Source organism: Paraburkholderia sp. UCT70, from assembly GCF_050434085.1.
GTDB classification, from domain to species: domain Bacteria; phylum Pseudomonadota; class Gammaproteobacteria; order Burkholderiales; family Burkholderiaceae; genus Paraburkholderia; species Paraburkholderia tuberum.
This window is the reverse complement of the sequence record NZ_JBNPVZ010000002.1, coordinates 1,682,419-1,709,279: the sequence shown is the minus strand read 5'-3', so window position 1 is coordinate 1,709,279 and position 26,861 is coordinate 1,682,419. Positions and strand designations below refer to the sequence as shown.

24 protein-coding genes are annotated in these 26,861 nt (G+C 64.0%); 11 read left to right on the top strand and 13 right to left on the bottom strand.

What is annotated here, in order from left to right:
- Window positions 1-315: 315 nt before the first annotated feature.
- Window positions 316-1,170 (top strand): helix-turn-helix domain-containing protein, encoded by an 855-nt coding sequence (locus OKW41_RS10210; protein ID WP_184067124.1) that lies wholly within the window; start codon window positions 316-318, stop codon window positions 1,168-1,170.
- Between the two features lie 59 nt (window positions 1,171-1,229).
- On the opposite strand, the gene OKW41_RS10205 is transcribed toward OKW41_RS10210, so the two are convergent.
- The gene (locus OKW41_RS10205) at window positions 1,230-3,077 is read right to left on the bottom strand and encodes an ATP-binding response regulator (protein WP_429572371.1); all 1,848 of its coding nucleotides are present in this window, start codon (window positions 3,075-3,077) and stop codon (window positions 1,230-1,232) included.
- Complete coding sequence (locus OKW41_RS10200; RefSeq protein WP_429572370.1) at window positions 3,047-3,616, bottom strand: molybdopterin-dependent oxidoreductase; 570 nt, start codon at window positions 3,614-3,616, stop codon at window positions 3,047-3,049. The genes OKW41_RS10205 and OKW41_RS10200 overlap by 31 nt, the downstream gene beginning before the upstream one ends.
- Window positions 3,617-3,886: 270 nt before the next feature.
- Between OKW41_RS10200 and OKW41_RS10195 the strand changes: the two genes are divergently transcribed.
- The gene (locus tag OKW41_RS10195) at window positions 3,887-4,834 is read left to right on the top strand and encodes a phosphoribosyltransferase (RefSeq protein WP_429446733.1); all 948 of its coding nucleotides are present in this window, start codon (window positions 3,887-3,889) and stop codon (window positions 4,832-4,834) included.
- A 40-nt stretch (window positions 4,835-4,874) separates the two neighbouring features.
- On the opposite strand, the gene OKW41_RS10190 is transcribed toward OKW41_RS10195, so the two are convergent.
- Window positions 4,875-6,542 carry an ATP-binding domain-containing protein gene (locus OKW41_RS10190; RefSeq protein WP_429572369.1) on the bottom strand — a complete coding sequence of 556 codons (1,668 nt, stop codon included), beginning with the start codon at window positions 6,540-6,542 and terminating at the stop codon, window positions 4,875-4,877.
- Window positions 6,543-6,724: 182 nt separating this feature from the next.
- Here OKW41_RS10190 and OKW41_RS10185 point away from each other — a divergent pair, with 182 nt between their 5' ends.
- Window positions 6,725-7,351 carry a glutathione S-transferase family protein gene (locus OKW41_RS10185; RefSeq protein WP_429446729.1) on the top strand — a complete coding sequence of 209 codons (627 nt, stop codon included), beginning with the start codon at window positions 6,725-6,727 and terminating at the stop codon, window positions 7,349-7,351.
- 26 nt (window positions 7,352-7,377) lie between these two features.
- Here OKW41_RS10185 and OKW41_RS10180 read toward each other — a convergent pair whose 3' ends face one another.
- Both OKW41_RS10180 and OKW41_RS10175 read right to left on the bottom strand, forming a co-directional pair.
- Window positions 7,378-8,070, bottom strand: a complete 693-nt coding sequence (locus tag OKW41_RS10180; RefSeq protein WP_429572368.1) for a potassium channel family protein — start codon at window positions 8,068-8,070, stop codon at window positions 7,378-7,380.
- Entirely contained in the window at window positions 8,063-9,391 is a 1,329-nt protein-coding gene (locus tag OKW41_RS10175) for a TrkH family potassium uptake protein (RefSeq protein WP_429572367.1), read from the bottom strand. Before OKW41_RS10175 ends, OKW41_RS10180 begins: the two co-directional genes overlap by 8 nt.
- A gap of 173 nt (window positions 9,392-9,564) precedes the next feature.
- Here OKW41_RS10175 and OKW41_RS10170 point away from each other — a divergent pair, with 173 nt between their 5' ends.
- Complete coding sequence (locus tag OKW41_RS10170) at window positions 9,565-10,173, top strand: Fur family transcriptional regulator (RefSeq protein ID WP_429446723.1); 609 nt, start codon at window positions 9,565-9,567, stop codon at window positions 10,171-10,173.
- Between the two features lie 148 nt (window positions 10,174-10,321).
- Here the strand turns inward: OKW41_RS10170 and OKW41_RS10165 are convergent, their stop codons facing one another.
- A complete protein-coding gene (locus OKW41_RS10165; protein ID WP_429446721.1) occupies window positions 10,322-10,846 on the bottom strand; it encodes a response regulator in 525 nt (174 codons plus the stop codon).
- Between the two features lie 515 nt (window positions 10,847-11,361).
- On the opposite strand from OKW41_RS10165, the gene OKW41_RS10160 reads away from it, so the two are divergent.
- Entirely contained in the window at window positions 11,362-12,093 is a 732-nt protein-coding gene (locus tag OKW41_RS10160) for a ribonuclease activity regulator RraA (protein ID WP_429572366.1), read from the top strand.
- A gap of 48 nt (window positions 12,094-12,141) precedes the next feature.
- Here the strand turns inward: OKW41_RS10160 and OKW41_RS10155 are convergent, their stop codons facing one another.
- A complete protein-coding gene (locus OKW41_RS10155) occupies window positions 12,142-12,954 on the bottom strand; it encodes a TetR/AcrR family transcriptional regulator (protein ID WP_429572365.1) in 813 nt (270 codons plus the stop codon).
- Between the two features lie 75 nt (window positions 12,955-13,029).
- On the opposite strand from OKW41_RS10155, the gene OKW41_RS10150 reads away from it, so the two are divergent.
- From OKW41_RS10150 to OKW41_RS10140, 3 genes are all read left to right on the top strand, one after another.
- Entirely contained in the window at window positions 13,030-14,541 is a 1,512-nt protein-coding gene (locus OKW41_RS10150) for an MDR family MFS transporter (protein ID WP_429572364.1), read from the top strand.
- A 431-nt stretch (window positions 14,542-14,972) separates the two neighbouring features.
- Window positions 14,973-16,115, top strand: a complete 1,143-nt coding sequence (locus OKW41_RS10145) for a hypothetical protein (protein ID WP_429572363.1) — start codon at window positions 14,973-14,975, stop codon at window positions 16,113-16,115.
- Between the two features lie 306 nt (window positions 16,116-16,421).
- Window positions 16,422-17,495, top strand: a complete 1,074-nt coding sequence (locus OKW41_RS10140) for a TAXI family TRAP transporter solute-binding subunit (protein ID WP_429572362.1) — start codon at window positions 16,422-16,424, stop codon at window positions 17,493-17,495.
- A 45-nt stretch (window positions 17,496-17,540) separates the two neighbouring features.
- Here the strand turns inward: OKW41_RS10140 and OKW41_RS10135 are convergent, their stop codons facing one another.
- Window positions 17,541-18,980 (bottom strand): PLP-dependent aminotransferase family protein, encoded by a 1,440-nt coding sequence (locus OKW41_RS10135; protein ID WP_429572361.1) that lies wholly within the window; start codon window positions 18,978-18,980, stop codon window positions 17,541-17,543.
- Window positions 18,981-19,091: 111 nt separating this feature from the next.
- Between OKW41_RS10135 and OKW41_RS10130 the strand changes: the two genes are divergently transcribed.
- The 3 genes from OKW41_RS10130 to OKW41_RS10120 all read left to right on the top strand — a co-directional run bounded on the left by OKW41_RS10130 (window position 19,092) and on the right by OKW41_RS10120 (window position 21,670).
- On the top strand, window positions 19,092-19,979 hold the full coding sequence (locus OKW41_RS10130; RefSeq protein ID WP_184008450.1) for a DMT family transporter: 888 nt from the start codon (window positions 19,092-19,094) through the stop codon (window positions 19,977-19,979).
- 118 nt (window positions 19,980-20,097) lie between these two features.
- Entirely contained in the window at window positions 20,098-21,006 is a 909-nt protein-coding gene (gene sapR, locus OKW41_RS10125) for a sap1 transcriptional regulator SapR (RefSeq protein ID WP_429572360.1), read from the top strand.
- 76 nt (window positions 21,007-21,082) lie between these two features.
- Window positions 21,083-21,670 (top strand): N-acetyltransferase family protein, encoded by a 588-nt coding sequence (locus OKW41_RS10120; protein WP_429572359.1) that lies wholly within the window; start codon window positions 21,083-21,085, stop codon window positions 21,668-21,670.
- Here OKW41_RS10120 and OKW41_RS10115 read toward each other — a convergent pair.
- From OKW41_RS10115 to OKW41_RS10095, 5 genes are all read right to left on the bottom strand, one after another.
- Window positions 21,667-22,221 carry a putative glycolipid-binding domain-containing protein gene (locus OKW41_RS10115; protein WP_026225863.1) on the bottom strand — a complete coding sequence of 185 codons (555 nt, stop codon included), beginning with the start codon at window positions 22,219-22,221 and terminating at the stop codon, window positions 21,667-21,669. The two genes, OKW41_RS10120 and OKW41_RS10115, sit on opposite strands and share 4 nt — an antisense overlap.
- A gap of 249 nt (window positions 22,222-22,470) precedes the next feature.
- A complete protein-coding gene (locus OKW41_RS10110; RefSeq protein WP_429572358.1) occupies window positions 22,471-23,682 on the bottom strand; it encodes a porin in 1,212 nt (403 codons plus the stop codon).
- 77 nt (window positions 23,683-23,759) lie between these two features.
- Window positions 23,760-25,112 carry a TRAP transporter large permease gene (locus OKW41_RS10105; RefSeq protein ID WP_187610219.1) on the bottom strand — a complete coding sequence of 451 codons (1,353 nt, stop codon included), beginning with the start codon at window positions 25,110-25,112 and terminating at the stop codon, window positions 23,760-23,762.
- A gap of 13 nt (window positions 25,113-25,125) precedes the next feature.
- Window positions 25,126-25,635 carry a TRAP transporter small permease gene (locus tag OKW41_RS10100; protein WP_035470962.1) on the bottom strand — a complete coding sequence of 170 codons (510 nt, stop codon included), beginning with the start codon at window positions 25,633-25,635 and terminating at the stop codon, window positions 25,126-25,128.
- Between the two features lie 175 nt (window positions 25,636-25,810).
- On the bottom strand, window positions 25,811-26,803 hold the full coding sequence (locus tag OKW41_RS10095; RefSeq protein WP_429446703.1) for a TRAP transporter substrate-binding protein: 993 nt from the start codon (window positions 26,801-26,803) through the stop codon (window positions 25,811-25,813).
- Between the last annotated feature and the right edge of the window lie 58 nt (window positions 26,804-26,861).

The window sequence follows — 26,861 nt, the reverse complement described above, 5'->3', positions numbered from 1 at the left end:
CGGGCTTTGCGGCAAGCGGCCGGATCCGTCGCCTTGCGCACTACTCATTCGTGGATTCCCTACGGTTTCGTCATCGTTTCACCGGTAGAATGCCTTTTGATGCTCAATGCATCAAAAGTCACCGGCACGGCCATGGCGTCGCTTGCATCAGCGGACTCGGCGGCCGGTCTGACAAAATCATAAATGGTGAATTTTTTTACGGTACATTTGCTGTCCCCGCGTGGCCGATTCATGCGCATAGCATGCGCAGGGTCGGCTTGCGCCTGCCGACCGCGCTCCAGATGTACCTTTTAACCCAGCGGATTTTCACGCAGCATGGCCAACGAAACACACTCACCCGACTCCATCGCGGTTGCCGAGCGCGTGCGCGAGTTGATGAGCAGGCATGGAATCGGCAAGCGACAGCAAACCACGGAGCTATGCCGCATCCTCGATCTGAGTTTTTCTCAGGGGCACCGCAAACTGCGCGGCAATAGTCCGTGGACGCTGTCGCAGATCAAGAAAGTCGCCGAGGTATTCGACGAACCCGCGGCGCAGCTGTTCGGCGCGCAGTCGCTCGATCCGGGCGTCGTCGGCGCGATCGCCCAGGAGGCGGTGTTCTGCATCGGCGCGACCGAAATCGCCTGCACCGCGTGGGTCGGCGCGGCGCTCGAACCGGGTAGCCGCCCGGAATTCGTCGCCTATTCGCGGCTCGGTCAATGGCGCGTCTCGCGTCATGATGGCGCGCTGTATCAGAGCGCGTACGAAGTTCACAAGATCGAGATCTATCCGCGCCGCGCCGAGACCGACAAGCCGGCCATCGCGGTGGTCGACGACGATCGTGCAAGCGCCGATAACCTGCGCGATTATCTGGAGCGCAGCGGCTTCACTGCGGTCGCGATCTATGGGCTCGCGGCCTTCAGCGAGCAGTTGCAGACGCAGGTATTCGACGGCGTGATCATCGACTGGCTGTTCGGCTCGCAGACCTCGGCGGCCGCGATTCGCGCGGTGCGCGCGTCGGAGAACCCGGACGCGCCGATCTTCGTGCTGACCGGAGAACTGCTGACCGGCAAGGCCAGCGAATCGGAGATCAGCGAGGTGATCCGCGATTTCGACGTCGCGTGCTACGAGAAGCCCGCGCGCATGGCGATCCTCGTCGCCGATCTGTCGAAGCGGCTGAACCGCCCCTGAAGCGCGGGCGCCGATGCGCGCCCCGTTCGCGGCAGCGCCACCTTCACGCGCTCACGCGCTCACGCCCGATGCCGCGCCGCCAGCGCCCGCTGCAGGGCGTGCTTCAGATCCTCGTAATGGACTGGCTTTAACAGCGCCTCGAACACCGACAGCGCGCCAGTCGCGCCACTTTCGCCATTCCGCACGACCTCCGGCGCGTACGCGCTGACCACGATCACCGGCACGCCCGCCGACGGTCCGCCGCGCATCGCGAAGTCTTCGAGAAACGTGTAGCCATCGCGCTCCGGCATGTGCAGATCGAGCAGCACCACTTCGCAGCGGTGGGTGTCGAGCCACGCGAGCGCGTCGTTGACATTGCCGAGTGCGAGCGAGTCGTAGCCCATGTGCGCGACCATTTCGCTGAGCGACTCGCGGATCAGCCGGTTATCGTCGATGATCAGCACGCACGGCTGCGCGCCGTCCGGCTCGGCTTGCTCCGCGACGTCGGCCGGCTCGACGGTTGCGACCGGCACGACCGGGATCCTCACCGTGAAGCGGGTGCCCTCGCCGACCGTGCTCGCAACATCCACCGTGCCGCCGAACAGCTTCACGAGCCCTTGCACGATCGTGAGCCCCATCCCCGCGCCTTCGAAGCGGCGCGTGCGCGACGCGTCGAGCTGCGTGAACTCCTCGAAGATCAGCGGGATCTGTTCGGACGGCACGCCCGGCCCCGTATCGCTGACGACGAAAACCAGCAGCGCCGGCTCTTGCCGCAGTTCGACGCGCACCGTGCCGGTCTCGGTGTAGCGGATCGCGTTGGTGACGAGGTTGTTGACGATCTGCCGGATGCGGTGCGGGTCCGACTCGACGAGCCCGCTCGCGCCGCTCGCCTCGCTTTCGAGCTCGAGCCCGCGCGTCCTGGCGGACATCGTGTGTTCATCGACGATCGACGCCAGCAGCTCGCGCGGCTCGAAATGCTGGTGCCGCAGTTCGAGCTTGCCGGCGCCAAGGCGCGCGTAGTCGGTCAGGTCCTTCATCTGCGCCTCGAGATGGCGCGCCGCGGTTTCGAGCCGCTGGATCACCTTGCGGTCGGCCTCCGAGTGATAGTTGAAGCCGAGCAATTCCACCGACGAGACGATCGCATGCAACGGCGTGCGCAGCTCATGGCCGATCATGCCGAGAAACGCATCCTTCGCGAGGCTCGCCTCGCGCGCCGCGCGGCTCGCCTGATGCTCGGCTTCCAGCGCCGCGCGCTGCTGGCGCATCAGCCGCGTGCGGCGCCGGCCGTTGAGCACGAGCAGCAGCGTCGCCGCCGCCGACAGCAATAGCAGCACCAGACCGCCCGCGAACAGAATGCGGCGCTTGTCGATGAAATCGCGGTTCATCGCCTCGCGGTCGGCGACATCGGCGAAACGGCGCGACAGCGCGAGATCGTTGACCTCGCTCCAGTGCTGGCGCAGCTGCGCGTCGATCCGCGCGGCACGCGCACGGTCGCGCTGCAGTACGTCGATCTCGGGCTGGATGTCGTCGAGCACAGTCTCGAGCGTCTTGATTTCGTCGAGCTGCTGTTGCAACAGAGCGAGCTGCGCGGAGAGCCGATGCGTCGAGCCGGCCATCACGCGCAGCTTCGATTGCAGCAGCTGGAAGCGCAGCTGCAACTGCTGATAATCGTCGTCGGCACCGGACTGATACAGCAGCAGCTGGTTCTCGAAGCGCGCGTACGCGATCTGCAGTTGCGCGGCGTCCCAGTAGAAACCGTCGTAGGTACCGGTCAGCTGCTCGGTTGCGCGCGGGTTCAACAGGTTCGCATAGAGCAGATAGCCGATCGCGCCGGCGGGCGCCGCGAGCGCCATCAGCCAGATCAGCACGTACAACACGCGCCGCCACGGACGGCGCGCTATTTGACGATGAGGGCCTTGATCTGCCATACGAATTTCGAGTCGCCGACCGCGCCAGTCAGTTCATCTGGAAAAGCGTCGCGCGGATAGATCAGAAACAGCGGTCCGAAGTCGCTGAGTTTCAGGCGCTGGCCGTTCATGCTGTACGCGACGATCACGCCGTAGCGTTCGCAGTCCGACACCGGCACGGTGTAGGTGTAGTCGTCGAACGTGTGGAGCTCGATCTGGGTGCCGTGCGCGCCGACGGCCTTCAGGATGTCGGCGAGCCTGGGCCCGGTGAACGTCGAGCGCGGCGTCCAGGTGGTCGAGGTCGTGATCGTATGCACGGGCAGCGCGAGCAGTTGAGCCTCATTGAAGTGATAGGTGCGATGCGCGGCGTCGTTGGTATTGGCGATCTTGCCCTGCACGTCGAGCGCCAGCGCCGGCGACTGCCGCGCGCCCGGCTGCGCATGCGCGCAACAGACGGAAAGCCCGACGATCAGTCCCGCCAGCCCCGTCAGCCAGCGCATCCGCCAGGGCACACCGGTTCCGCTGGCTGCGTTGGGCAGCGTTGCAATCAGATTGGCCATTTGCTTTTTTTATCCGTTTTCGTTGATTCGCCGGACCGCGGGCGGCGCCACGGTCAGCCGATCTCATGCCACGCGAAGTGTTGCGCCGTGCCGTGCCGTCAAACGCGTGCCACCCCGACACGCGACCTTTGACCCGCATGCATAATATCGCCAAAATGCGCTGACTCAAAAACGGGGACCCGCGATGTCGCGCCAGTGCGTCAGCGCGCGCCGCGCGCGCATCCCCGCGGACCATTGCCTTCCATCGCGCCACGCGGCGCCTCGATAGTCATGAACAAGCCGGTCCTGCCTCTGACGTACGAACAGCTCGATCACTGGATCGAATCGCTGCAACCCGCGTTGCTCGCCGAGCGTTTCGCGATGGCGCTCGGGATTCTGCGCGGCGGCGCGCCGCTCGCGCTGATGGTGTCGCACGCGGTCGGCGCGCCGGTCGCGTTCCTGCGCTACGACCGCCAGACGCGCGCGGTCGCATGGGATTCGACGCTGCCGATCCCGCCCGCCGGATCGAAAGTGCTGTTGTGCGAGGACATCGCGGGACGCGGTTTTACGCTCGTCGATTGCATCGCGTTTCTGCAGGCGCACGGGCTCGAAGTCAAAACCCTGACCGCCGCGGTCGATGATCTGAGCCGCGCGCAGCCCGACTACGCGATCGATGCGCGCGGCTACTTCGCCCTCTTTCCATGGGAGCGCCAGGCGTACACCGAGCGCTACCGCGACGACTGGGCGCGCGTCGAAGCCGGCGCCGCGCCCGCGATGGCGAACGACCACGAGTACGCGGTCTACGCGATCGACCTCGACGGCATCCTGCTGCCCGACGTACCGCTCGCGCGCTACGACGAGGACCTCGCCGCCGCGCTCGCCGAGCGCGACGCGCTGCTGCCGTTCGAGGTGCTGCCCGGCATCGACCTGCAGCAGGTGCGCACGATCATCACGGGCCGCCCGGAGATGGATCGCGCGCGCACCGAAGCGTGGCTCGCGCGACACGGCTTCGCTCACATGCAGTTGGCGATGCGCACGCCCGGCCTGCACGACGACAGCCTCGCCGGCGCGGCCGCGCACAAGGCGAGCGCGGCGCTGCGGGCGGGTGTCACGCACTTCGTCGAAAGCGATCCGGTGCAGGCGCTGCTGATCGCGCAGCAAGCGCCGCTGCTGCGCGTGATCTGGTGGGATGCGCTGACGCGCACGGGGATGCTGGTGAGCGCAAGGGCGTGGAGTTGAGCGCAACGTTCCGAGTGGGCGCAGCGCCCGAACGCCGCCGCTACCTGTCCTTCGCCTCGCGCAACTGCAAATGCCGCGCGGCCCGCTGCGACGCGACGACGATCAGCTTCATCGTCGCGCGCGTCGCGCCGACGAACAGCTTGCGCGCGCTGCGTTCGTCGAACGCGTCGAAGTCGATCTCGGTGAAGATCACGCACGGCGCCGCCTGCCCCTTGAAGCGGTAGATCGACTCAAACAGCACGTCGCCTTCACGATACTCCGGGTTGCCGAACAGATCGTATTTGCCGGTAAAACTGCGCAGCCGATGCGGTCCGAGATGATCGAGCGCGCTCATCGCCGAGCCCTCGCGGCCGCGGAACGACAGCACCGCGATGTCCTGCTTGCGAAAACCGAGCGATAGCGCCTGGGTGATGGCGCGCTTGGTTGCGTCGATACTGCTTTCGGCGCCCTGCGCTTCGTCGTAGACCGACACCGAAACCTCGGAGCCGTCGAACGGACTGCCCGACGTAAGTGCCGCGGCCAGCGGCACCGACGCGCCCAGCACGTCGCGCAGATAATCGAGGATGTCGCGAGGACTGCGGTAATTGGTGGTTTCTTTCAGCGTGGTCCAGCCGGGCAACGAGACCGCCTCACGCATGTACAGATTCTGCAGTGGGTCTTCGAGCCACCACCACGCGGCGCCCGGCCGCAGCAGCCGCTCGAGCGCGGCAAACCATGGCTGCTGGAAATCCTGCCCTTCGTCGACGATCAGTACGTCGAATTGCCAGCGCGGTTCGATCGGCGTGTCGGCGAATACGGCCTCCAGTTGATCGAACACCTGCGCCGACCGGAAATCGGGCGCGCGGCCCGCGTCGCGCGCGATCCAGTCGCAAAGCTGATGATAGTTCGCGACTTTCGCCTCCGGCGGCGCGACCCGCGCGATGTGATCGGCGAGCGGCCGGTTGAAGCACACGTACAACGGCCGCTCGCCGCGCGCGACCGCGTCCTTCATCACCTGCACCGCGAGTTGCGTCTTGCCGGAGCCCGCCGTGCCAATCACGCGCAAACGGAACGGCGCGAATTCGAGCCGCCGGGCCCATGTCGCAAGTCCGCCCGCGAGGCGCGTGACGAGCGTGCCCGCCTGCCCGACGAGCGCGCTCGTGTCGGGCGTCAACGCGAGTTCGTCGGCGAGAAAGTGGTGGATTTTCGCCGCGCAGGGAAGCCGCGGTTCATCGGCCGGCAGCGCTTCGCGGATGATCGCCGCGAGACGCTCGCGCCGCGTAGCGTCGACGATGCGCGCGGGATTCACGCCGGCGATCGCCGCATCCTTGACGATGTGATCGGGACAGTACAGCAGTTCCTCGATGAAATAGGCGCCCGCGCCGAACGCCGCGGTAAAACGCCGGTGCAGACTCTCGATCGTATGCGCGAGCGCGATCGCGACGTTTCGCTCGGTTTGCAGATACACCTTGACGAGCCCCTTCGGCGTTTCGCGCAGAAAGCCGGTCTTCTGCTCGATGATCAGCAGGCGCCCGGCGGGACTCACGATCACGAAATCGGCCTCGCCGAACACGGAGAAGTTCTGGTTCAGGCGCGTCCAATGCACGCCGTGGTAGACGGTGTAGTCGGCGGGCAGTGCCTTTTCGAGCAGCGCGAGCGTTTCACGTTCGCGCGCCGCCGCGCCGGTCGCTTCGAGGCTTTTCCAGTCGTCGGGAACAATGCGGGCCATGCGATGCCTCAATGAGTTGGGATGCGTGTTTTCAGCGGGCGATCCGGAGTGCGGTCATTGTACGCAACGCAATGTCGGCCGGGCGGCCCGTCGCGCAAAGGCGCGCGCATCGTGTATCGTTACTGGCTGAACGCCGCGCACGCCGCGCGGCTTGCCAACCGTAAGAGAAAAGGATTTACCGGATGATTACGATCTGGGGACGCGCCAACTCGGTCAACGTCCAGAAGGTCTTGTGGTGCTGCGACGAACTCGTGCTGCCGTTCGATCGCATCGACGCGGGCCTGCAATTCGGCCGCAACAACGAACCCGACTATCTCGCGATGAACCCGACCGGCAAGATTCCGACGCTGGTCGACGACGACTTCGTGCTGTGGGAATCCAACTCGATCCTGCGCTATCTGGCGATGCAATACGGCGAATCGAGCCTGCTGTATCCGGCCGACCCGAAACTGCGCGCGAGCATCGACCGCTGGCTGGACTGGTCGCTGTCGACGCTGCAGCCAATGGAACGTCCCGTGTTCTGGACCCTCGTGCGCACGCCCGAGGCCGAGCGCGACGCCGCCAAACTCGCCGCCGACGTGAAGGCGGTCACCGTGCTGTGGCGTTTGCTCGACACGCATCTGCAGGGCCGCTTCTTTCTCGAAGGCGACAAGTTCACGCTCGCCGATATCGTGATCGGCGCGTACGCGAAGCGCTGGTTCGGCCTCGACGGTTTGCAGCGGCCGCCGCTGCCGAATCTGGAGCGCTGGTATTCGCGTCTGTCGACGCGCTCGGGGTTCAAGAAGTATGTGGATTTCCCGTTGACCTGAGCATGGCGCGGGTCGGCGCAAACGGTTCAGGTATTCGCGTGACCCGCAAACTCTTCAACCCTGCTCGCGGGGCCCGATACGATCAGCAGATCCCCCGGCACAACAACCGTGTCAGGCCCCGCGTGCTGGAACTCTCCGCCAGCGCGCCTGACGGCCACGACCATGACACCGAACGCCTCCAGAAGGCCGCAATCTGCGAGCGGACAGTTGTGTGTCGGCGCCGGGGCATGAATCGTGGCGACGGCAAATCCTTCGCCGAATTCAATGTAGTCCAAGATTCGGCCTGTGATCAGGTGAGCGATCCGTTCACCCATTTCCGCTTCCGGATAAACCACGTGATGCGCGCCGATGCGCTGGGCAATCTGGCCGTGTTCCGTGGTCACCGCCTTCAGCCAGATGTCCTTGATCTGAAGTTCCGTTAGGGCCATCAAGGTCATCAGGCTCGCCGACAGGTCGCTTCCAACGCCCACGATCGCATGAGGGAAGTCGGCAACGCCCAATTGGCGCAGGGTATTCACGTTGGTCGAATCGGCCTGGACGGCATGCGTCAACCGGTCCGCCCATAACTGCACCTGCTGCTCGTCCCGGTCGATTCCCATCACGTCATGACCAAGCCGAAGCAGCGACTGGGCCACGGCACAGCCAAACCGCCCCAAACCGATGACGACCACACTGTCGCTTTTCGAAAAAGAGAGCGAAATCTTGAACAGGTCAGCCAACAATTCGATGCTCCTCGGGGTAGCTATATTGCGCACGCCGCTCAACCAGCATCAACGATGTCGCAAAGGTAATGGTTCCAACCCGGCCGACGTACATCAGCGCGATGATCACGAACTGTGCCGGCGCAGGCAAATCACCGGTGATACCCGTTGACAGACCGACCGTACTGAACGCCGAAATAACTTCGAAGATGACCTGATCGGTAGGGAAATCGGTGATGTGCAAAACGATCAGTGAGCCGACCGTGATCATCACGGCACCCAGCGCCACCACGGTGATCGCTTGGCGCTGCGCCGACGCGCTGACACGGCGCCCAAACGCTTCGATATCGCCACGCCCGCGGATCTCTGCGATCACCAGCAAGGCCAGAATGGCGATGGTGCCGATCTTGACACCCCCTGCCGTCCCCGCGCTGCCCCCGCCAACGAACATCAGGAAGAAATGCAGGGCCCAGCTGTCATGACTCATTGCGCCGACGTCGAGCGAGTTGAAACCCGCCGTGCGCGCGGATACCGAGGCGAAAGCTGCCGAAAGGAGCTTCTCTCCGAACGGCATCGGACCGAGGGTTTTCGGATTGGTCCATTCGAACAGCAGCAACGCAAGAAATCCGCCGAGCAGCAGCGCCCCCGTGACCACTAAAGTGAGCCTGGTGTGCAACGAAAGCCGACGGGCACCCCGAAGTTTTTCCCGCAGATCGTACAGAACCGGAAACCCGATTCCGCCGACGACAATCGCGACCATCACCGGAACCAGCATCGACGCGTCGGCGGCATAGCGCATCAGACTGTCCGGGTGAATTGAAAAGCCCGCGTTGTTGAACGCGGAGACCGCATGGAACCATCCACTCCATGCGGCCTCGTCCCATTGGAAGTTGTACCCGAGATGAAGCCTGACCGTCAGCCAGAGTGCCGTGGTCAGTTCAGTGACGAGCGTGACGACGAGCACCAGGCGCGCCACGCTGCCGATGTCCCCGAGACGGAGCGTGTGCGTCTCGACCTGGGTGATCAGCTTCGCTCGCAGCGGCAAGGACCGGTTGACCATGAGTCCCAGCAAGGTGGCTGCGGTCATCATGCCGAAACCGCCAATCTGAAACAGCCCCAGGATGACCCACTGTCCAAAGCTTGACCAGTAGGTGCCCGTATCGACAACGACGAGTCCAGTCACGCAGACCGCGGAGGTAGCGGTAAAAAAAGCGCTCAGCCACGGCGCTGCCTCACCTTTGGCCTGCGACAAGGGCAACCGCAAAAGGAGCGTCCCTGCGGCAATCGCAAAGAGAAAGGCTAAGGCTACTGCCCGAGATGGGTGAAGCAGTTGTCTCATCGAGGTCCCATCAAACACATTCAGCGACTGACTGACAAAGAATAGGCATTTTTTGCCAGTAAAGACCCTATTTTTCGTTTGTTGTCAGTTGTAAGCCAAATCTGGGGAATCCCGATTCTCTCGACGCTTCGACCGGCGCGGCGCTTGCATCCCCCTGCCTCTATAATCGACGCATGAAAACCGCCAAGCCCGCCGCGACCGGCCGTCCGGTCGCTCCCACACCTGCCGCCCCCGCCGCCCCCGCCGCCGATGCACACGATCATCAAGCGCATCACGACGTGCACGAGTCGTCGCACGCACATGGCCCGTCGCAGGAAGCGGCTCTCGCACTCGCCGAGGAATATTGCCGCGAACGCGGCGAAAAACTCACGCCGATCCGGCGCAAGGTGCTCGAACTGCTGCTGAACTCGGGACGCGCGACCAAGGCCTATTCGCTGCTCGACGAAATGCGCCAGATCCACGCCGGGTCGGCGCCGCCGACCGTCTATCGCGCGTTGGATTTTTTACTGTCGGTGGGGCTCGTGCATCGGATCGAATCAATCAATGCGTTCACTGTCTGCCATGATCTGACGCAATGCCAGCACGGCATTCTCGTCGTATGCCAGCAATGTGGCAGCGTCACCGAATTGCATCAACCGAAGCTGCGTCAGGCCCTCGTCGCGCAGATCGAGGACGCGGGCTATCGGCTCGCGAGCGACGAAATCGAATTGAAGGGATTGTGTGCCGCCTGTCAGGCGGCCAAAGCGGCCAGCGCGGCCGCGCCGGTGGCCGCGGCGAAATAGCGGCGCGCCACATTGGGTGCGCAACGCTGCGTGACGCGCTGCAAGGCGTCGATGGCCGTGCGCTGCTTCGAGAAACGACATCTCCCCGCCGCGCGCCGGCCTGCTCTTTCTAAAACCCGCTCCCACGAGAGCCGCTGCTAAGCGTCGATCAACCCGCCGCGCGGGCGTCGATCGCGTCGTGCAGCAGCGTCACGAGCGCTTCGGGTAACGCGGGCTTGGTCATGAAATGCTGGAAGCCTTCGCCGATGCTGCGCAGGCGATATGCGTCGTCGGTATGGCCGGTGAGGGCCACCGCCACCGAGGGGGAATGACCGCCGCAAATCTCGTGGTCGCGCAGCCGCTGGATCAGATAGAAGCCATCCATGGCCGGCAAGTCGAGGTCGCAGACGACCGCGTCGGGAAGCAACCGCATCGCCGCCACGACGCCCTCTTCCGCATCGGCGACCGCGCAAACCTTCGCGCCTTCCGCCTCGAGTAACAAGGTCAACGATTCCCGGCTGTCCGGGTCGTCCTCCACCAGCACGATCGTGGCCTGATCGAGCCTCATTGCTGCGTTCATCGTATGTTGTTGCTCTGAAAAACCGGTTAGGCCGTCCGAGGGGGCCGAGGTTTCACTTCGTATTTCACTTTGCTGATTGCCGCCGATTCGCGCGGCCAGGGTGTTGCTGTCCATGATTCCGACTCGATTTCGCACGCCGAGTTGCAGACAGGTCCGCGCCTGTAAAACATTGCGCAACGTCTTCCCGAGTACAACCCTTGCGCACGGTAACGCGCCAAAATTGCACGTCGATGAAAAAACGGCGCTCGACGCACACCGCGATTTAGCTGCTCAGTGTCCGCAGTTTTCCGCGGCTCGCCGATCGCCGGCACCCGATGTTCCGGCGCGGTTCGTACGAACCCCGTTCGTACGGCCTTCCCCGCCCGGTATCGATTCTGCCCTTCGTATTGTTTGCACAACGCGGCGCCGCCGTTCGTTTTGCGTCGCTCGCATCCGACGACACTGCAAGCACGTCGCGTGCCTCGTTGCAGCGGTTCGCGTCACGTAAAGAAGGGCTCGGTCGCGGTTGCCGATGTCGCGGCGATGAATGGCGCTGGTCTGCTAACCGGTGGTGTCGTGGCGCTATCATCGTGGGCGCGCACGCGTGCCTACCGATGCCCCCTCATCTCAACCGGAGGTCAACCGACACCATGTCCGCCACATCGCCCGCGCTTTCCGCCGCGACGCTCGACATCCTTCGTCACGTCAGCACTGCCACGCTGACCACGCAGCTATTCAAGCGCGGTCTGCGCAACACCTTCATGCAGGGCGTCGCGCCGCTCGGTCCGCGGCGCGGCGCGAATCTGGTCGGGCCGGCGTTCACGCTGCGCAACATCCCATCGCGCGAAGACATCGACGTACTGGAGCTATTCGCGGACCCTGAGTACGCGCAACGCAAATGCGTCGAGACCATTCCGCCGGGCCACGTGCTCGTGCAGGATTGCCGCGGCGAGCGCGGCAGCGCGTCGTTCGGTTCGATTCTGTCGCTTCGTTTGCAGGTGCGCGGTGTTGCCGGCATGGTGTCCGACGGCCCGGTGCGCGACAGCGCGACGATCGCCGCGCTCGACATGCCGGTGTTTTGCGCCGGCGCGAGCGCGCCGCCCAATCTGATCCGCCATCACGCGGTCGATATCAACGTGCCGATCGGCTGTGGTGGAGTCGCGGTGTTTCCGGGCGACGTGATCGTCGGCGATGTGGATGGAGTTGTGGTAATTCCGCTGAAGATGGCCGACGACGTCGCGCAAGCCGCCGCCGGACAGGAACAGCTCGAGGCGTTTCTCACCGAAAGGATTCGTGCCGGCGCCGCGCTGCCCGGCACCTATCCGCCGAACGACGAGACGAAGACGGCGTTCGACGAGTGGAAGAAAAATCGCAAAATCTAGGGCCTTCTCAAAGGACGCGGCGCCCGGTGCGCCACACCGGGCGCCAATTCAATCGCCCTTGCCGGGCCCGATGCCCTGCACCAGCAACGCCACCGCGTGCCGCGCGATCTCCGCGCCACCGATACTGCGGCGCAACGGATCGTTGCGCCACAGCTTCGAGGTGGCAAGCGGCAGAATCGTCATGCCGAGCAGCGTGACGAACACGAGCGCGGGTTCGAGCGACGCATTCAGGCGCCCCTCCTTCTGCCAGCGCGCGATCGCCAGCAGCGACGCCTTCTGATGCGCGAAACCAAAGCGCTCATGCATGCGCTGGCGCAGCAGCCCGCCGTCGCTGATCACTTCGCGCACCCACAGCGACGCGAACCATGGGTTGTCGCTCGCGATCTGCACGAGCCGCTCCGTGAGTTGCGTGATTGCCGCGACCGGATCGTCGGGATTCTCCTGAAACGGCAGCCCGAGGCTCGCGCGCAACGGTGCGAAACACTCGTCGATCAGCACGTCGAGCAGTTGATCGCGCGTCTTGAAGTAGTAGTGCACCATCGCGGGCGTGAAGCCGGCCTCGCGGGCGATCTCACCCAGCGATGTCTCGACGATGCCCTGCCTAGCGAACAGCGTCAGCGCGACGTCGAGCAAGCGCGCACGCTGCGCGGGACCGCGCGCGGCGCCCGACGGCCGGCCGGGGCGGCGGGCGGCCGATCCAGCCGGTGCGCTGCTTCCGATATTCGCGGCATGAATATCCGTTGGCGCTGCCGTGAGTTTGGGCTTCGACGCGTCGCGCTCTTTCGCGGCAATTCGCGCGGGCGGCCCCGTATCTGCCACGGCATTGTGCGCCGCGGCGTCGTCAGGCGAGATCCTTGTCATTGCATTGAATTTGACGTGAGAGGCGATGTCACATATATTAATCTCTCAGTTAATTAATTTCAACGCGTTGCCGCCATGGAACAACCCGCTACGACCCTGTCAGTCGACCCCGCGCCCGCGGCCGACCATCCGCCGATCCGGCTGCTGTTTCCGGCGCTGCTGCTGGTCATGCTGCTCGCCGCCCTGGACCAGACGATTGTCTCGACCGCGCTCCCGACCATCGTCGGCGAACTGGGCGGGCTCAATAACCTGTCGTGGGTCGTGACCGCCTACCTGCTCAGTTCGACCATCGTCGTGCCGCTGTACGGCAAGTTCGGCGACCTGTTCGGCCGCAAGATCGTGCTGCAGACGGCGATCGTCATCTTTCTCGTCGGCTCGGCGCTGTGTGGCATCGCGCAGAACATGAGCCAGCTGATCGTGCTGCGCGCGCTGCAAGGGCTCGGCGGCGGCGGCCTGCTCGTCGTGACGATGGCAGCGATCGCGGACGTGATTCCGCCCGCTGAGCGTGGCCGCTACCAGGGCGTGTTCGGCGGCATCTTCGGTCTCGCCACCGTCATCGGTCCGCTGCTCGGCGGCTTTCTGGTCGAGCATCTGACGTGGCGCTGGATCTTCTACATCAACCTGCCGCTCGGCATCCTGTCGCTCATCGTGATCGGCGCGGTGTTCAAGCCGCACGTGCGCCACGTGAAGCACACGATCGATTACATGGGTGCCGCGTTTCTCGCCGGCGCGCTGACCTGCATCATCCTGTTCACGAGTCAGGGCGGCACGATCCTGCCGTGGTCGTCGCCGCAACTGTGGTTCACGCTCGGCATGGGCCTCGCAGCGATCTGGGGATTCATTCACGAAGAACGCAGCGCGGTCGAACCGATCATGCCGCTCGGACTGTTCAAACAGCGCACGTTTCTGATCAGCAGCCTCGTGAGCTTCATCATCGGCGTATCGCTGTTCGGCTCCGTGACGTTCATTCCGCTCTATCTGCAGGTCGTGAAGGGCTCCACGCCGTCGCATGCCGGCATGCAGATGCTGCCGATGATGGGCGGCCTGTTCATCCTGTCGATGGTGACGGGCCGCGTGATCAGCAAGATCGGCAAGTACCGGCTGTTCCCGATCATGGGCACGTTCCTCGTCTCCGTGGCGATGCTGCTGCTCGCGCGCCTGCAGATCGATACGCCGATTCATGTGATGTATCTGTACATGGGTCTGCTCGGCTGCGGCCTCGGCATGGTGATGCAGGTGCTGGTCCTCGCGGTCCAGAACACCGTAGAGTTCAAGCATATGGGTGTGGCGACGTCGGGCGTCACGCTGTTTCGCTCGATCGGCGGCTCGATCGGCGTGGCCGGTTTCGGCGCGGTGTTCTCGAACGGCCTCGCCGGACGCCTCGAAAAGCTGATCCCGCCCGACACCGAACTTCCGCACGCATTGGGTCCCGCAGCGATTCATCAGCTGCCCGAAGCATTGCGCAACGACTATCTGCATGCGTTCGCGGGTGCGTTGCACACCGTGTATCTGTCGGCCGCATGCGTCGTGGTGCTCGCCTTCGTGCTCGCATGGCTGCTGAAGGATCATCCGTTGCGCAAGCACTGAGCGTACTTCGACGCCTGATCGGGAAGCTGATGCAAACGCGTACCGGCAAGCGCCAGATAGAAGGTCGATCACGAGGTCGCACGCACGACGCGTCGGCCTCGTTGTTTTTTTGTCGCGCTCGCTTCATGCAGCGCGATGCTTCCGGTTACCTTCCATTTGTCGTGAAACAACAGACACATACACTCGTTTCGAATGCATGGCCAGGGTTTCTTCATACCTCCAAATGAGCGGTAGCGCACACAATCCAGGGGCCAACCGCGTTGACGTCCCCCGTGAAACGCCACATATTGGAACCCGTGGAAACGCGGCCGCTGCCTACGTCTCCACGACTTCCGGCGCATGTGGATCGTGATTCCGCGGACAAGGCTCCTGCCTCAACCCGATCCGAAGCATGCCTTTACGGCATCGTTTTCCAAAGGTGGGTCCACGGCATGTCCACCCAGACAGCAACCGGCCAAAGTTTCCCCACGCCCTGCAAACGCTGCGGTGGCGCACTGTACCGACAAGTCGACGCCTGCCCCTACTGTGGCGCTGCGCATCCGTTCGACCAGGACGATCGGCACATCCGCACCGGTATTCCAGGCAGCCGTGCGAGCGCCACGCACAAGCCCCTGCCCCGTTTCGACGACGATCTCGGCACACGGGACGAGTCCGCCATCGCCGCTGCCGCGATGGCGTCCGAATCCCTGTTGCAGACCGAGCCGGTCATGCACACGGCGCTCGTGTCGACCGACACCACTATCCCACCTTACGAAGATCCGATGTATGCGCCGCCCAACACTGCGCAGACGATCTGGCGCGTGCTGTACGTGATCGGCGCGGTTGTCGCAATCGGCCTGGCGTATGTCGCTTATACGCTATTCAGCGACGGCGGCGAATCGGAAGATAAAGGCGTGGAGCAGATTACGCCGGATACCAGAACAACGACCGGCATGATCGCGCCGCTTGTGTCCGCCCCGGTGATTGCTCAAGCACAGACCACGCACGCGCCGGCCGCGGCCAAGCCTGCGCCACCGCCCGTGACCGCACTGGCGGCGAAGCCCGCGCCCGTCGTGCCCGCGGCTCCCGTCATTCCAGCGACACCAGCTGCGCCGCCTGCCGCGCCGCCGATGGCCGCGACGCCCATGCGGCCCGCGCCGCAATCCCACGACGCCGGACAAGCATTGCAGGTCGCGAGGACAGCGTTCCGCGCGAACGATCTGTCCGCCGCGCAAGCCGCTCTCGCCGCCGCGCAAACGTTACAACCCGGAAACAGCGACGCGCAGGGTCTGGCCGATCAGATGCGGCCGCTCGTCCAGCGTCGCGATACTGCGCTACAGGCCGCGCAGGCCTGCGTCGCGCAGCAGTCGTGGCCGTGCGCGCGTCAGCACGCGAACGAGGCGCTCGCGATCGACAGCGGCAACGACGCGGCGAAAGTGATCCTCGAGCGCGTCATTCGCGAGACCGGCTGGGCGCCGCTGACTCCGCCGCATGCGGCGACGACGGATGCCGCGCCGGGCGTGCCGCTCGCGCAAGCGCAAGCGCAGGCACCGCTGTCCGTCGGCATGCAAGCGCACGGCGAACTCTGGTCGTGACTGCAACGAACGTCGGCGTCGTGAGAACCGCGACGCCGCGGAGCAACTAGCGCTCACGCGCGACGCGACGGTCCGAACAGGATCCCGGAGACGCAAACTGCTGCGCCGTCGCGCAAAAACATTGCTTCGCATACCAGATCAAATGGCCGCCGTCTGTGCCGATTCGCACATTATCGTGCGTCCTCTGAGCGGAAACAGACGGAGCGACCCTGGCAGCAGTTTGAACATGACAGGGCAACCGGATCACTGGTGCTTCCACGCGCCACGCGTGAAGCGGGATCAACCTGACCGATAGGTAGAAAGATCATGCTGAAGAGACTTCTCGCGGGCTGGCTGGGCCTGGTGGTACTGGTCGCATGTTCGCTGGCCGGCGCGGAACCGGCGCACTACAAGATCGTCACCGGGCCGGAGCGCGGCACGTATATCCAGATCGGCAATGACCTGTCGAAATGGGTGGCCCAGCCGGTTGGCATCGACCTCGAAGTGGTGGCGTCGAAAGGCTCGGCGGAAAACGTGCAGCGCATGCGTTTCGAGCCCGGCGTGAAGCTCGCGCTCGTGCAGTCCGACGTGTACCAGGCGTTCATCGACATGGCCAACTCGGGCAACCCCGATGCGGGCACGACGATCCGGCCGCTGCGGCTGATCATGCCGCTCTACGACGAGGAAATTAACGTCGTCGTGCGGGCGGATTCGCCGCTGAAAACGCTCGCCGACATCAAGGACAAGACCATCAGCGTCGGCCTGCTAGGCAGCGGCACCGCGCAGTCGGCGACGACGCTCTACCGCCTGATGTTCGGCCAGCCGATTCCGCAGCAGAACGTCGTGCATCTGAGCAACGAGGACGCGCTCGCCGCGCTGATCGTGAAGAAGATCGACGTCGCGATCATCGTGGTCGGGCAGCCGGCAAAGCTGTTCAACGACATGAAACCCGACCTGCTGTCACAGTTGCGTCTGTTGCCCGTCGATCCCAACACGCCGGAGACGAACCGCGCGAAGCAGACCTACTTTCCGACTACGATCCACCAAAGCAGCTACCCAGGCTGGTTGAAGGAAGACGTGCCGGGTCTGACCGTCAAAGCGTTTCTGGTCACCTACGACTACGGCTTGCGCGACACAGTCAGCAATCTGAATCATTTCGCCGACTCGTTGTGCGCGAACTTCGACAATCTGCAGGAGCATGGCCATCCGAAATGGAAACAGGTGAAGCTCGAATTGCCGACGCTCGTTCATGGGTGGAAGTACTACGGTCCGGTCGAGAGGCATCTGCGCGCGTGTCTCGCGAACCGCAGCGCGGCGATGAGCGCGGCGGCCGCGCAACCCGCGCCGAAACCGCACACGCCTTGCTCGGAAGAAGAACGGATGCTTCTGCTGTGCAAATAACGCTGTAGCGGGGGACCGCGAACGCCTGCTTCGCCTGAGTTCGTCTCAGACCCGCTCGCGCCCCGCGTCGGCCGACACCGTGCACGCTTCCATCGCCCGTTGCAACGCCTCGTACACCTTCGGGCGATTGCATTGCGACACGTTGAAACGCAGAAAGCCCGCCGCCGCTTGCGACGCGCTGAACACGTTGCCCGGCGCGAACACGACGCCCGCCGTCAGCGCGTGACGGGCGATGTCGGCGGCATCGAGCGCCCCGGGCAAGCGCGCCCATACGAACAGGCCCGCGCGCGGCCGTGTCCAGATATCGAGGCCCGCATAGCCGAGACGCCTGATGGTCTCTCCCATCGCATCGGCCAGCTTCGCGCGCATCGCCTCTAGATGACGCCGATAGGTACCGTCGACGAGCATCCGATGCACGACGCTCGCCGCGAGCTGACCATTGCCGAACGATGTCGCGAGCTTCAGATCGATCAACGGCTCGACCCATTCGGCGCGTGCCGCAATATAGCCGCAGCGCACCGCCGCCGACAGCGTCTTCGAAAAGCTGCCGATCGACACAACGCGCGCGAGGCCGTCGAATGCGGCAAGGCGCGGCGCGGCTTCGTCTTCGAAGTCCGCGAAGATGTCGTCCTCGACGATCAGCAGATCGTGCTCGCCGGCGAGCTTCAGCAGCCGGTGCGCGACGGCCGGCGCGAGCGTCGCGCCGGTCGGATTGTGGATCGCCGAGTTCGTCACGTAGAGCCGCGGACGCTGCTCGACCAGAACGCGCTCGAACGCCGCGAGATCCGGTCCCTGCGGCGTGTACGGCACGCTCGCGATCCGCACGCGATGCGCGCGCAACAACGCCTGAAAATTGAAATAGCAAGGATCGTCGATCAGCACCGTGTCGCCGGGTTCGAGCAGGAAGCGGCACACGAGATCGAGCGCATGGGTGCCGCCGTCGGTCAGCAGGATCTGCTCGGGCGGTGCATCGACCCCGTGCGCGGAAAGCCGCCACGCAAGCTGCTGACGCAGCGCGGGCAAGCCCGCCGGGCTCGCGTAATCTGCGAGCAGCGATTGCGGATCACGGGCGACCGCGCGCAGCGCGCGCCGCACGCCATCTTCCGGCAACCACGAAGCCGGCATCCAGCCGCAGCCGGGCTTCAGCGCTTTCGAGCCGGTCTCCAGCGACTGCCGCGTGAGCCACAGCGGATCGACCTCGCGATCGAGCCGCGGCCCGAGATCGGCGAGCGCGAGCGGCGGCGCATGGCCCGACACGAAGAAGCCCGAGCCGCGCCGCGCGATGATCACCCCTTCCGCAACGAGACGGTCGTAGCCTTCCACCACGGTCGACTTGGACACGCCGAGCGTGTCGGTCATCGCGCGAATCGACGGCACGCGGGCGCCCGGCATCAGCGAGCGGCTCGCGATACGCTCCCGCAGATTGTTCATCACGAGGCCGACACGCGTGCCCGGCACCGTCTCGTTGTTCTCGCTTTCCGCCATCTGTACTGCTCCCATGTTCGGTACAGTTTGTACGAACTGTACTGATCTGTAGCTTAACGTTTACGGCCGCGGCGCGCATCATGAGACTCTTTCAGCGCAGGGATGTTTGCCATGGACAAAACCACCAACGGCTGGCTCAGCGGTTTCGCGGGCGTGCTGATTTTCAGCGGCTCGCTGCCGGCCACGCGGCTTGCCGTGCAGGGCCTCGATCCGGTGTTTCTGACCGTGGCGCGCGCGACGATCGCGGGCATCCTTGGTCTGCTGCTGTTGCTGGTGTTCCGCGAGACCCGCCCGGAGCGGCGCGATCTGCTGCCGCTCGTCGTGGTCGCGCTCGGCGTCGTGGTCGGCTTTCCTTTGCTGACCGCGCTCGCGCTGCGTCATGTGAGCGCCGCGCATGCGGTCGTGTTCATCGGCCTGCTGCCGCTCGCCACCGCGATCTTCGGCGTGTTGCGCGGCGGCGAGCGGCCGCAGCCGGCGTTCTGGCTGTTCTCGGCGCTCGGCAGCGCGGCGGTGGCCGCGTTCGCGCTGCGTCACGGCATCGACGCCTCGCCGCTCGGCGACGCGCTGATGCTCGCGGCGATCGTCGTGTGCGGGCTGGGCTACGCGGAAGGCGCGCGGTTGTCGCGTCATCTCGGCGGCTGGCAGGTGATTTCGTGGGCGCTCGTGCTGTCGCTGCCGTTGATGCTGCCGCTCGCATGGTGGACGCGGCCCGTGTCGTTCGACGGTGTCGGCGCCGCCGCGCTGTGGGGACTCGCGTACGTGTCGCTGTTCAGCATGCTGATCGGCTTCGTGTTCTGGTATCGCGGGCTCGCGCTCGGCGGCATCGCGGCGGTCGGCCAACTGCAGCTGCTGCAGCCGTTTTTCGGGCTGCTGCTCGCCGGCGTGCTGCTGCACGAGCAGGTACCGCCATCGATGATCATCGTCACCGTGATCGTGGTCGCCTGCGTGGCTGGCGCACGGCATTTTTCGCGCGCCGCGCCGGTGCGGCGGCCGGTCTGACGCGGCTCGACCGTCGCACGGCGAACAGGCTTTTTCAGGATCGAATTGCGCGAGCCGTCGATCGATATGTCATCATTTCGCAGACTGGCACAACCAGCGCCCCGCGCCGCGACTGACGATGACGACTGCTTTTGCCCAAACCGTCGAAGCCCGTTTTGCCGAACTCACGCCGACGTCGAAACGCGTCGCCAGCTACATGCTCGCGAATCTCGACCGGCTCGGCCTCGAGACCGCCGATCAGATCGCGCAGCGAGCCGGCACCAGCGGTATTTCGGTCGGCCGCTTTCTGCGTAGCGTCGGCTATCGCAATCTCGACGATCTGAAACGCGAGCTGCGCGGCACGCAGCAGCGGCCCTGGCTGATCACGGACCGGCTCGACGCGTTCCGCCGTGGCCCGAGCGACTGCGCGCAAACCGGTGAGCTTCATGAACCGAGCGTCGCTGACGGCTCCTCGCCGCGCGACGCCGCGCTCGCCCAATCGCTCGAACTCGAGATCGGCGCGATCCGGCACGTGTATGAACTCGCGCGCTCGCCCGCCTTCGCGCGCGTCGCCGAGCGCATTGCGAACGCCGATGCGGTCTACATCCTCGGCATCCAATCGACGCGCGGCATCAGCAACGCGTTCTACAGCTATCTCGAATACATCCGCCCGCGCGTGTTCTATTCGGACGGCATGTCGGGTTCCTACGTCGATTCGCTGAACTCGGAATTCAGCACGCCCTATCTGATCGTCACCGACACGCGCGCCTATTCGACGATCGCGCGACGCTATTGCCAGGCGGCCTCGCGTCGCGGCCTGCCGTTCGCGCTCGTCACCGATATCTACTGTCCGTGCGCGCGCGATTTTGACGGCGATCTGCTGCAGGTGACGACCGACGTCGGTCAGTTCTGGGATTCGCTCGCGCCGCTGACATGCCTGTTCAATCTGCTGATCTCGGCGGTCGTCGAACGGCGTGGACCGGCTATCGACGAACGCGTGGCGCGTAATCGCGAGCTGCAGAGCGAGTTCGATCAATTCGATCTTTGACCCGCTTCAAATCCGCCCGGGCGACAGGCATAGTGAAGACTTCCGCTAAACTGCGCCCGCCACGACAGGACCCCGCATGAGTTCACCCCGCCCTCCGCTCGACGCCCCGCTGATCCGCGACGCCAGCGAAGCCGACCTCCCCGCGATCCAGGCGATCTACGCGCATCACGTGCTGACCGGTGTCGCGTCGTTCGAGGAAACCCCGCCGTCCGTCGACGATCTGCGCGCGCGGCTTGCAAGCGTGCGCAGCCACGGACTGCCATATATGGTCGCGGAGATCGAAGGCGACGTGGCCGGCTATTGCTATGCGACGCCGTATCGCCCGCGCGCCGCCTATCGCAACACGATCGAAGACTCGATCTACGTCAACGACGCGTATCGCGGACGCGGCCTCGGACGCGTGCTGCTGCAGGCGCTGATCGAACGTTGCGAGACCGGACCGTGGCGTCAGATGATCGCAGTGATCGCCGATGGCGGCAGCGGCGGCTCACTGTCGTTGCACGCGCAACTCGGCTTCGAGCTGACCGGCACGTTGAAGGCTGTCGGCTACAAGCACGGCCGCTGGCTCGACACGACGCTGATGCAACGCCCGCTCGGCCGCGGCGCATCGACTGGGCCCGACGACGACTCAAACGCAGCGGGCGACGCCGAACGCAAAACCTAACGCGCGCGCGGCAAACGCGTGAACAAGGTCGGATAGTCGATCACGAGACCATCGCTATCCACGCGCAAATTGGCGGTGAACTCGCGAAAAATGCCTTCGTAGCGGTACTCGCCATTCAACTCGATGCACGTGTATGCCTGCTCGGCGCGCGTGACCTGCAAGTCCGGCGTCGAGATATACGCGACTTCGATCGGCTGACGTTCGCCTTGCGCCAATTGCAGCCGACGGATCGGCAACGTATTGGTGTACGGCGTCGCCGCGATATCGATGTCGATACAGCCTTCGATCGCGCTGAGCGCGAGGCCGTGCCCGTCGTGCCAGTGGCCGTCGCCATCGCCATGCAGCTCCAGCTCGCCGCCGCCGACGATCTTCAGCCGCGCGTAGCGCGTGCGCCAGCGCGCGTCGCAGCGCACCGCGTAATGCAGCCCGTACGCCTTGCCATAGCGCTGCCCGACCACGACGCTTTCAACGGCGAAGCCATCGTCGCGCGCATCGAATACCAGATGTTCGATGCCATCGCCCTCTTCCGAAGCCCATCGTAATTCACGCATCGGCGTCTCCTCGCGAAACGGCGCAGGAAAGCGCGCCGGGCTCTCATCGTAACGCGAAAGCCCGCGCGCGAGGCAATCCCAACCCAGATCTGGCACCGCTGGCGAGACCAGCGCCGGCGATGCATCAAAATGAAGCATCGAAAAAAAAAGCTGCGCACGTAATGTGCGCAGCTTTGCGAGACTGACGATGCGAAAAAAACGCGTCGATGTGGCGGCAAAACAACGCGCCGCCACGTCTTCAGTAACTGTTTAGAACTTGTGGATGATACCCACGCCAACCGCGGTCTGGCTGCGCGACGAGGACGGCGAACCGTTCTGGCCGTCACCGATGCTTGCCACTGCGTTGATGATGGACTTGCCGTTGCCCGACAGCGTCTGGCCGCTAGCGCGCTGATACGCTTCGAGTGCGTACAGGCCGGTGCGCTTGGACAGCGAGTAGTACTGCGACAGGTTGAACTGGCTGTAGCTAGCCGTGCTCTGAATGCCGTTCGACGACGTTGCACGGGTGTAGCTATAGCCAGCGGCCACGTCCAGCACCGTGATCGGCTTCCAGTGCAGCACTGCGCCACCGGTATTCCAGATCTGCGTGTCGTGGAACAGCGAAGCCTGGCCCGCAGTGTATTGAACGTTCGAGTATGCGAACGAAACGTCCCACTGCGAGTTGAACGCGTAACCACCCGTCACCGCAATGCGCTGCTGCTTCGCTGCGGTCTGGAAGCCGTTGTTGATTGCCGAGACGGACGGCTGAGCGCCGTTGTTCGACGCCGTGGAATTCCACGCGGGGGTGCCAACGGTCGCCGCGTTGTCAATACGCTGGATACCTGCCGCGACACCGATCGGGCCGTTCAGGTACTGTGCCGCAACGCTCCAGGTTTGGCCGGCGGCGAAGCTGCCCGCGTTGCCGCCCAGTGCGTACGAACCGCTAACCGTCAGACCGGCAAAGCTCGGCGACGTATAAACCAGTTGGTTGTTCACCCGGAACGTCGTATCCAGCGAGTCGATATCGCCCGGATGCGCACCGTATGCACCAGTCAGCCACGTGGTCGGGCTATACGGCGAGAGCAGCGTGTAGTACGAGGTGTACCCGCGGCCTGCCGTCACCGTACCGAACTGAGCGTTCGTCAGACCGACCCATGCCTGGCGGTTGAATGCCAGACCCGACACACTTTGCGCGCCAGTTGCGCTGTTAAAGCCTTCTTCCAACTGGAAAATCGTCTTCGTGCCGCCACCCAGATCTTCCGAGCCCTTCAAACCGAAACGGCTGCCTGCCCAGATGCCGTTGATCATCTTGACTTGCGAGTTGCCGGGGACGGTCTGCGGTTTCGCCGCCGTGGTCAGCGACGCCGAGCTGTTCTGCCAACCCAGGCCCGTATCGACGATACCGTAAAGCGTCACGCTGCTTTGCGCATGTGCGCCCAGGGCGACCAACCCCAAGGCCGAAGCTAAGAGAGTCTTTTTCATTTTTACTCCTCTGTTAAAAACTTTCTAATGCGGCCTATGCGAGCGCCGCTGAGTGTGGGAAATACGTTTTATTTGGATCAGAACACCGGGTGACCATTGATGATGCTCGGCAACCAGGTCGAGAACCACGGGACATAGGTGACAATATTGATGGCCGAGAAGATAGCGAGGTAATACGGCCAAGCCACCTTAGTAGTTTCCCCTATCGACACATTGCCAATTGCGCAACCAATGAACTGCACCGAGCCAATCGGCGGATGCACGAGACCCAATGCACAGTTCAGCAGAATCATGATGCCGAACTGAACCGGGCCCACCCCGTTGTGCATGGCCATCGGCAGGAACAGCGGGGTTGTGATCAGGATGTGCGCCGCCATGTCGACGAACGTACCGAGGAACACCTGAATCACGTTGATGTACAACAACATCAGCCACGGCAGCGAGGTCGCGCCGTCGAGCATGCGTTCGATCGCCTCCGGGATCTCCAGATAGGCCATCTGGTAGCGCAGCATGTTCGACACACCGATCAGCAGCAGCACCACGCCGGTCGTTTTCGCGGCCTTGCCGAGCGCATGGCCGAGCTTCTTCATCGACAGCGAGCGATACACGACGATGGTCAATATCAGCGAATAACCGACGGCGATTGCGGCCGCCTCCGTCGCGGTGGCGATACCGCGCGCCACGCAGAACAAAATGATCGCGATGACCATCAGACCCGGCACCGCGCCGATGAACGTGCGCAGCACCGCCATCCAGCCCGGGAAACGCTGCAGTTCGGTCGAGCCGTCGGGACGGCGCGGATAGCCGAACTTGACGGCCTGCCAGTAAGCGGCGATCAGCACGAGGCCCATCACCCACAGCACCGGCAACAGACCCGAGAACAGCAGATCGCCGATCGACACGCCGCTCATCTGCTTGCCGTTCAGCACGCCGCTCACGCCTTGCGCGGCGAACGCGTAGATGATCATGTTGGTCGATGTCGGCATCAGCGCGCCGGCGAGCGACGAGTGCGTGGTCACGTTGACCGCGTATGCGGCGCTATATCCTTCGCGCTTCATCAGCGGGATCACGACGCCGCCCATGGCCGACGTATCCGCGGTCGGCGAACCCGACACGCCGCCGAACAGCGTACAGGCGACCACGTTGGCCATGCCGAGGCCACCACGGAAATGGCCGACCGTGGCCTGCGCGAAACGCAGGATGCGGTCAGCGATGCCGCCGTGGAGCATCAGCTCGCCGGAGAAGATGAAGAACGGGACCGCGAGGAACGAGAAACCGTTCATGCCCGAGATCATCGACTGCATCGCGGTCGCGGTCGGCAAGCCTTCGAACAGGTACGTCAGAACGCAGGACAGGCCCAACGCGAATGAAACCGGAACCCCGAGGAAGAGGAAGATTAGAAAACTGGCGGTAAGAAGGGCAAGTTCCATGATGGTTCTACTTTTATTCCGTGGCGGAGAGTTCGAGCGCCGGCTCTTCCCGTTTCCCCGCGAAGAGCTCGAGCAGATGCTCGATCGAGAACAACGCGATGCACACACTCGCGAAGATCGGGATGCAGTAGCGCACGCCTTCCGGCACGCCGATGATCGGAATGCGGTCGCCCATCGTGGTTTCCGCCATCTCGAGGCAACCGACGAAGACCGCCACCGCGAAAGCGACCAGACACAGGTGCTGAATCCCTTTCGCGATCACCTGGCCTTTCTCGGGCAATTTCTTGACGAGCGAGTCGAGTCCGATGTGACCGCCCTCGCGAACCTTCAGCGCGGCGCCGAACATCGCGATCAGGATCACCAGCAGCAATGCGATGGGCTCAACGAAATCGGGCGCGTCGCTAAACACGTAGCGCATCACCACGCTATAAATCACGAGCAGGCAAAGTACGGCGAGGCTAAGCGACGCCACGACCAGCAGCACGCGAAAAAGAAAATCATTTGGGCGTTTCAGGAAACTCATGACCCTGTCCTTGCTTACGACCGACCTGTGCTTGAAATTCAGCCGTCCCGATGCGACGCGATCCGCACGCGCGCGAAATCGCGCGGCGGAAGGTCTCGCGAATTTCCTCGCGGGACCATTCACGCCGCTGTTGCGACAAGCGTTGCAATTGCTGATTGCGTCCGGGACGCGAGACTTACTTGATTGCTTCGATCTCGTCGACGATCTGCTTCATTTGCGGGGTCTTTTCGTACTTCGCCCACACAGGCTGCATCACCTTCACGAAAGCCGCGCGGTCGATCTGCGAAGCCGCGATGACCGTTGCGCCACCCTTCGTGACGGCCTTCTGTGCGTCGGCTTCGCGCGCGGTCCACAGCTTCTGGTAGTACGGCACCGAGTCAGCCGCGGCCTTCTTGATGATCTGCTGCTCTTGCGGCGACAGCGTGTCCCACACCTTCTTCGAGAACACCAGCACTTCAGGCGTCATCGAATGCTGGGTTTCCGAGTAGACCTGAGCGACTTCGAAGTGCTTGGTTTCTTCGTACGACGGCAGGTTGTTTTCGGCGCCGTCGACGAGGCCGGTCTTCAGGCCCGTATAGACTTCCGAGAACGGCATCGGGGTCGGCGTGCCGCCCATTGCCTTGATTTCGTCGACCATCAGGTCGGACGGCTGCACGCGGACCTTCAGCCCCTTCATGTCAGCCGGCGATTTGATCGCTTTCTTCGCGTACATCGAGCGTGCGCCGCTCTCGTAGAACGTCAGTGCGATCATGCCCTTCGCGGTGAAGGCGTCGAGGATCTTCTGGCCTTCCGGACCGTACATGACCTTGCGGAAATGGTCGACGTCGCGGAACAGGAACGGCAGCGACGGGATCATCGATTCCGGCACGATTTCGTTGAACGCAGCACCGTTGGCACGGGCCATGTCGAGCGCGCCGATACGGACCTGGTCGATCGTGTCGTTTTCCGAACCGAGCGCGCTGTTGCCGAACACCTTCACGGAGTCCTTGCCGTCGGTCGCCTTGTTGATCTCCTCGCCCATGTGCTTCACGGCCATGTTGGTCGGGAAGGTGTCGCCGTGCACATCAGCAACGCGGAACACACGCGCTTCAGCCGACATCGTGCTGAACGCCAACGCCGCGGCCGCGACGATCATCGAAACATGGGAAGAGGCAAACTTCTTGTTCATCGTGACATTCCTTGAAAAATAGACCATCCCAGCAACAGCGGATGTGACATGGTTTTGA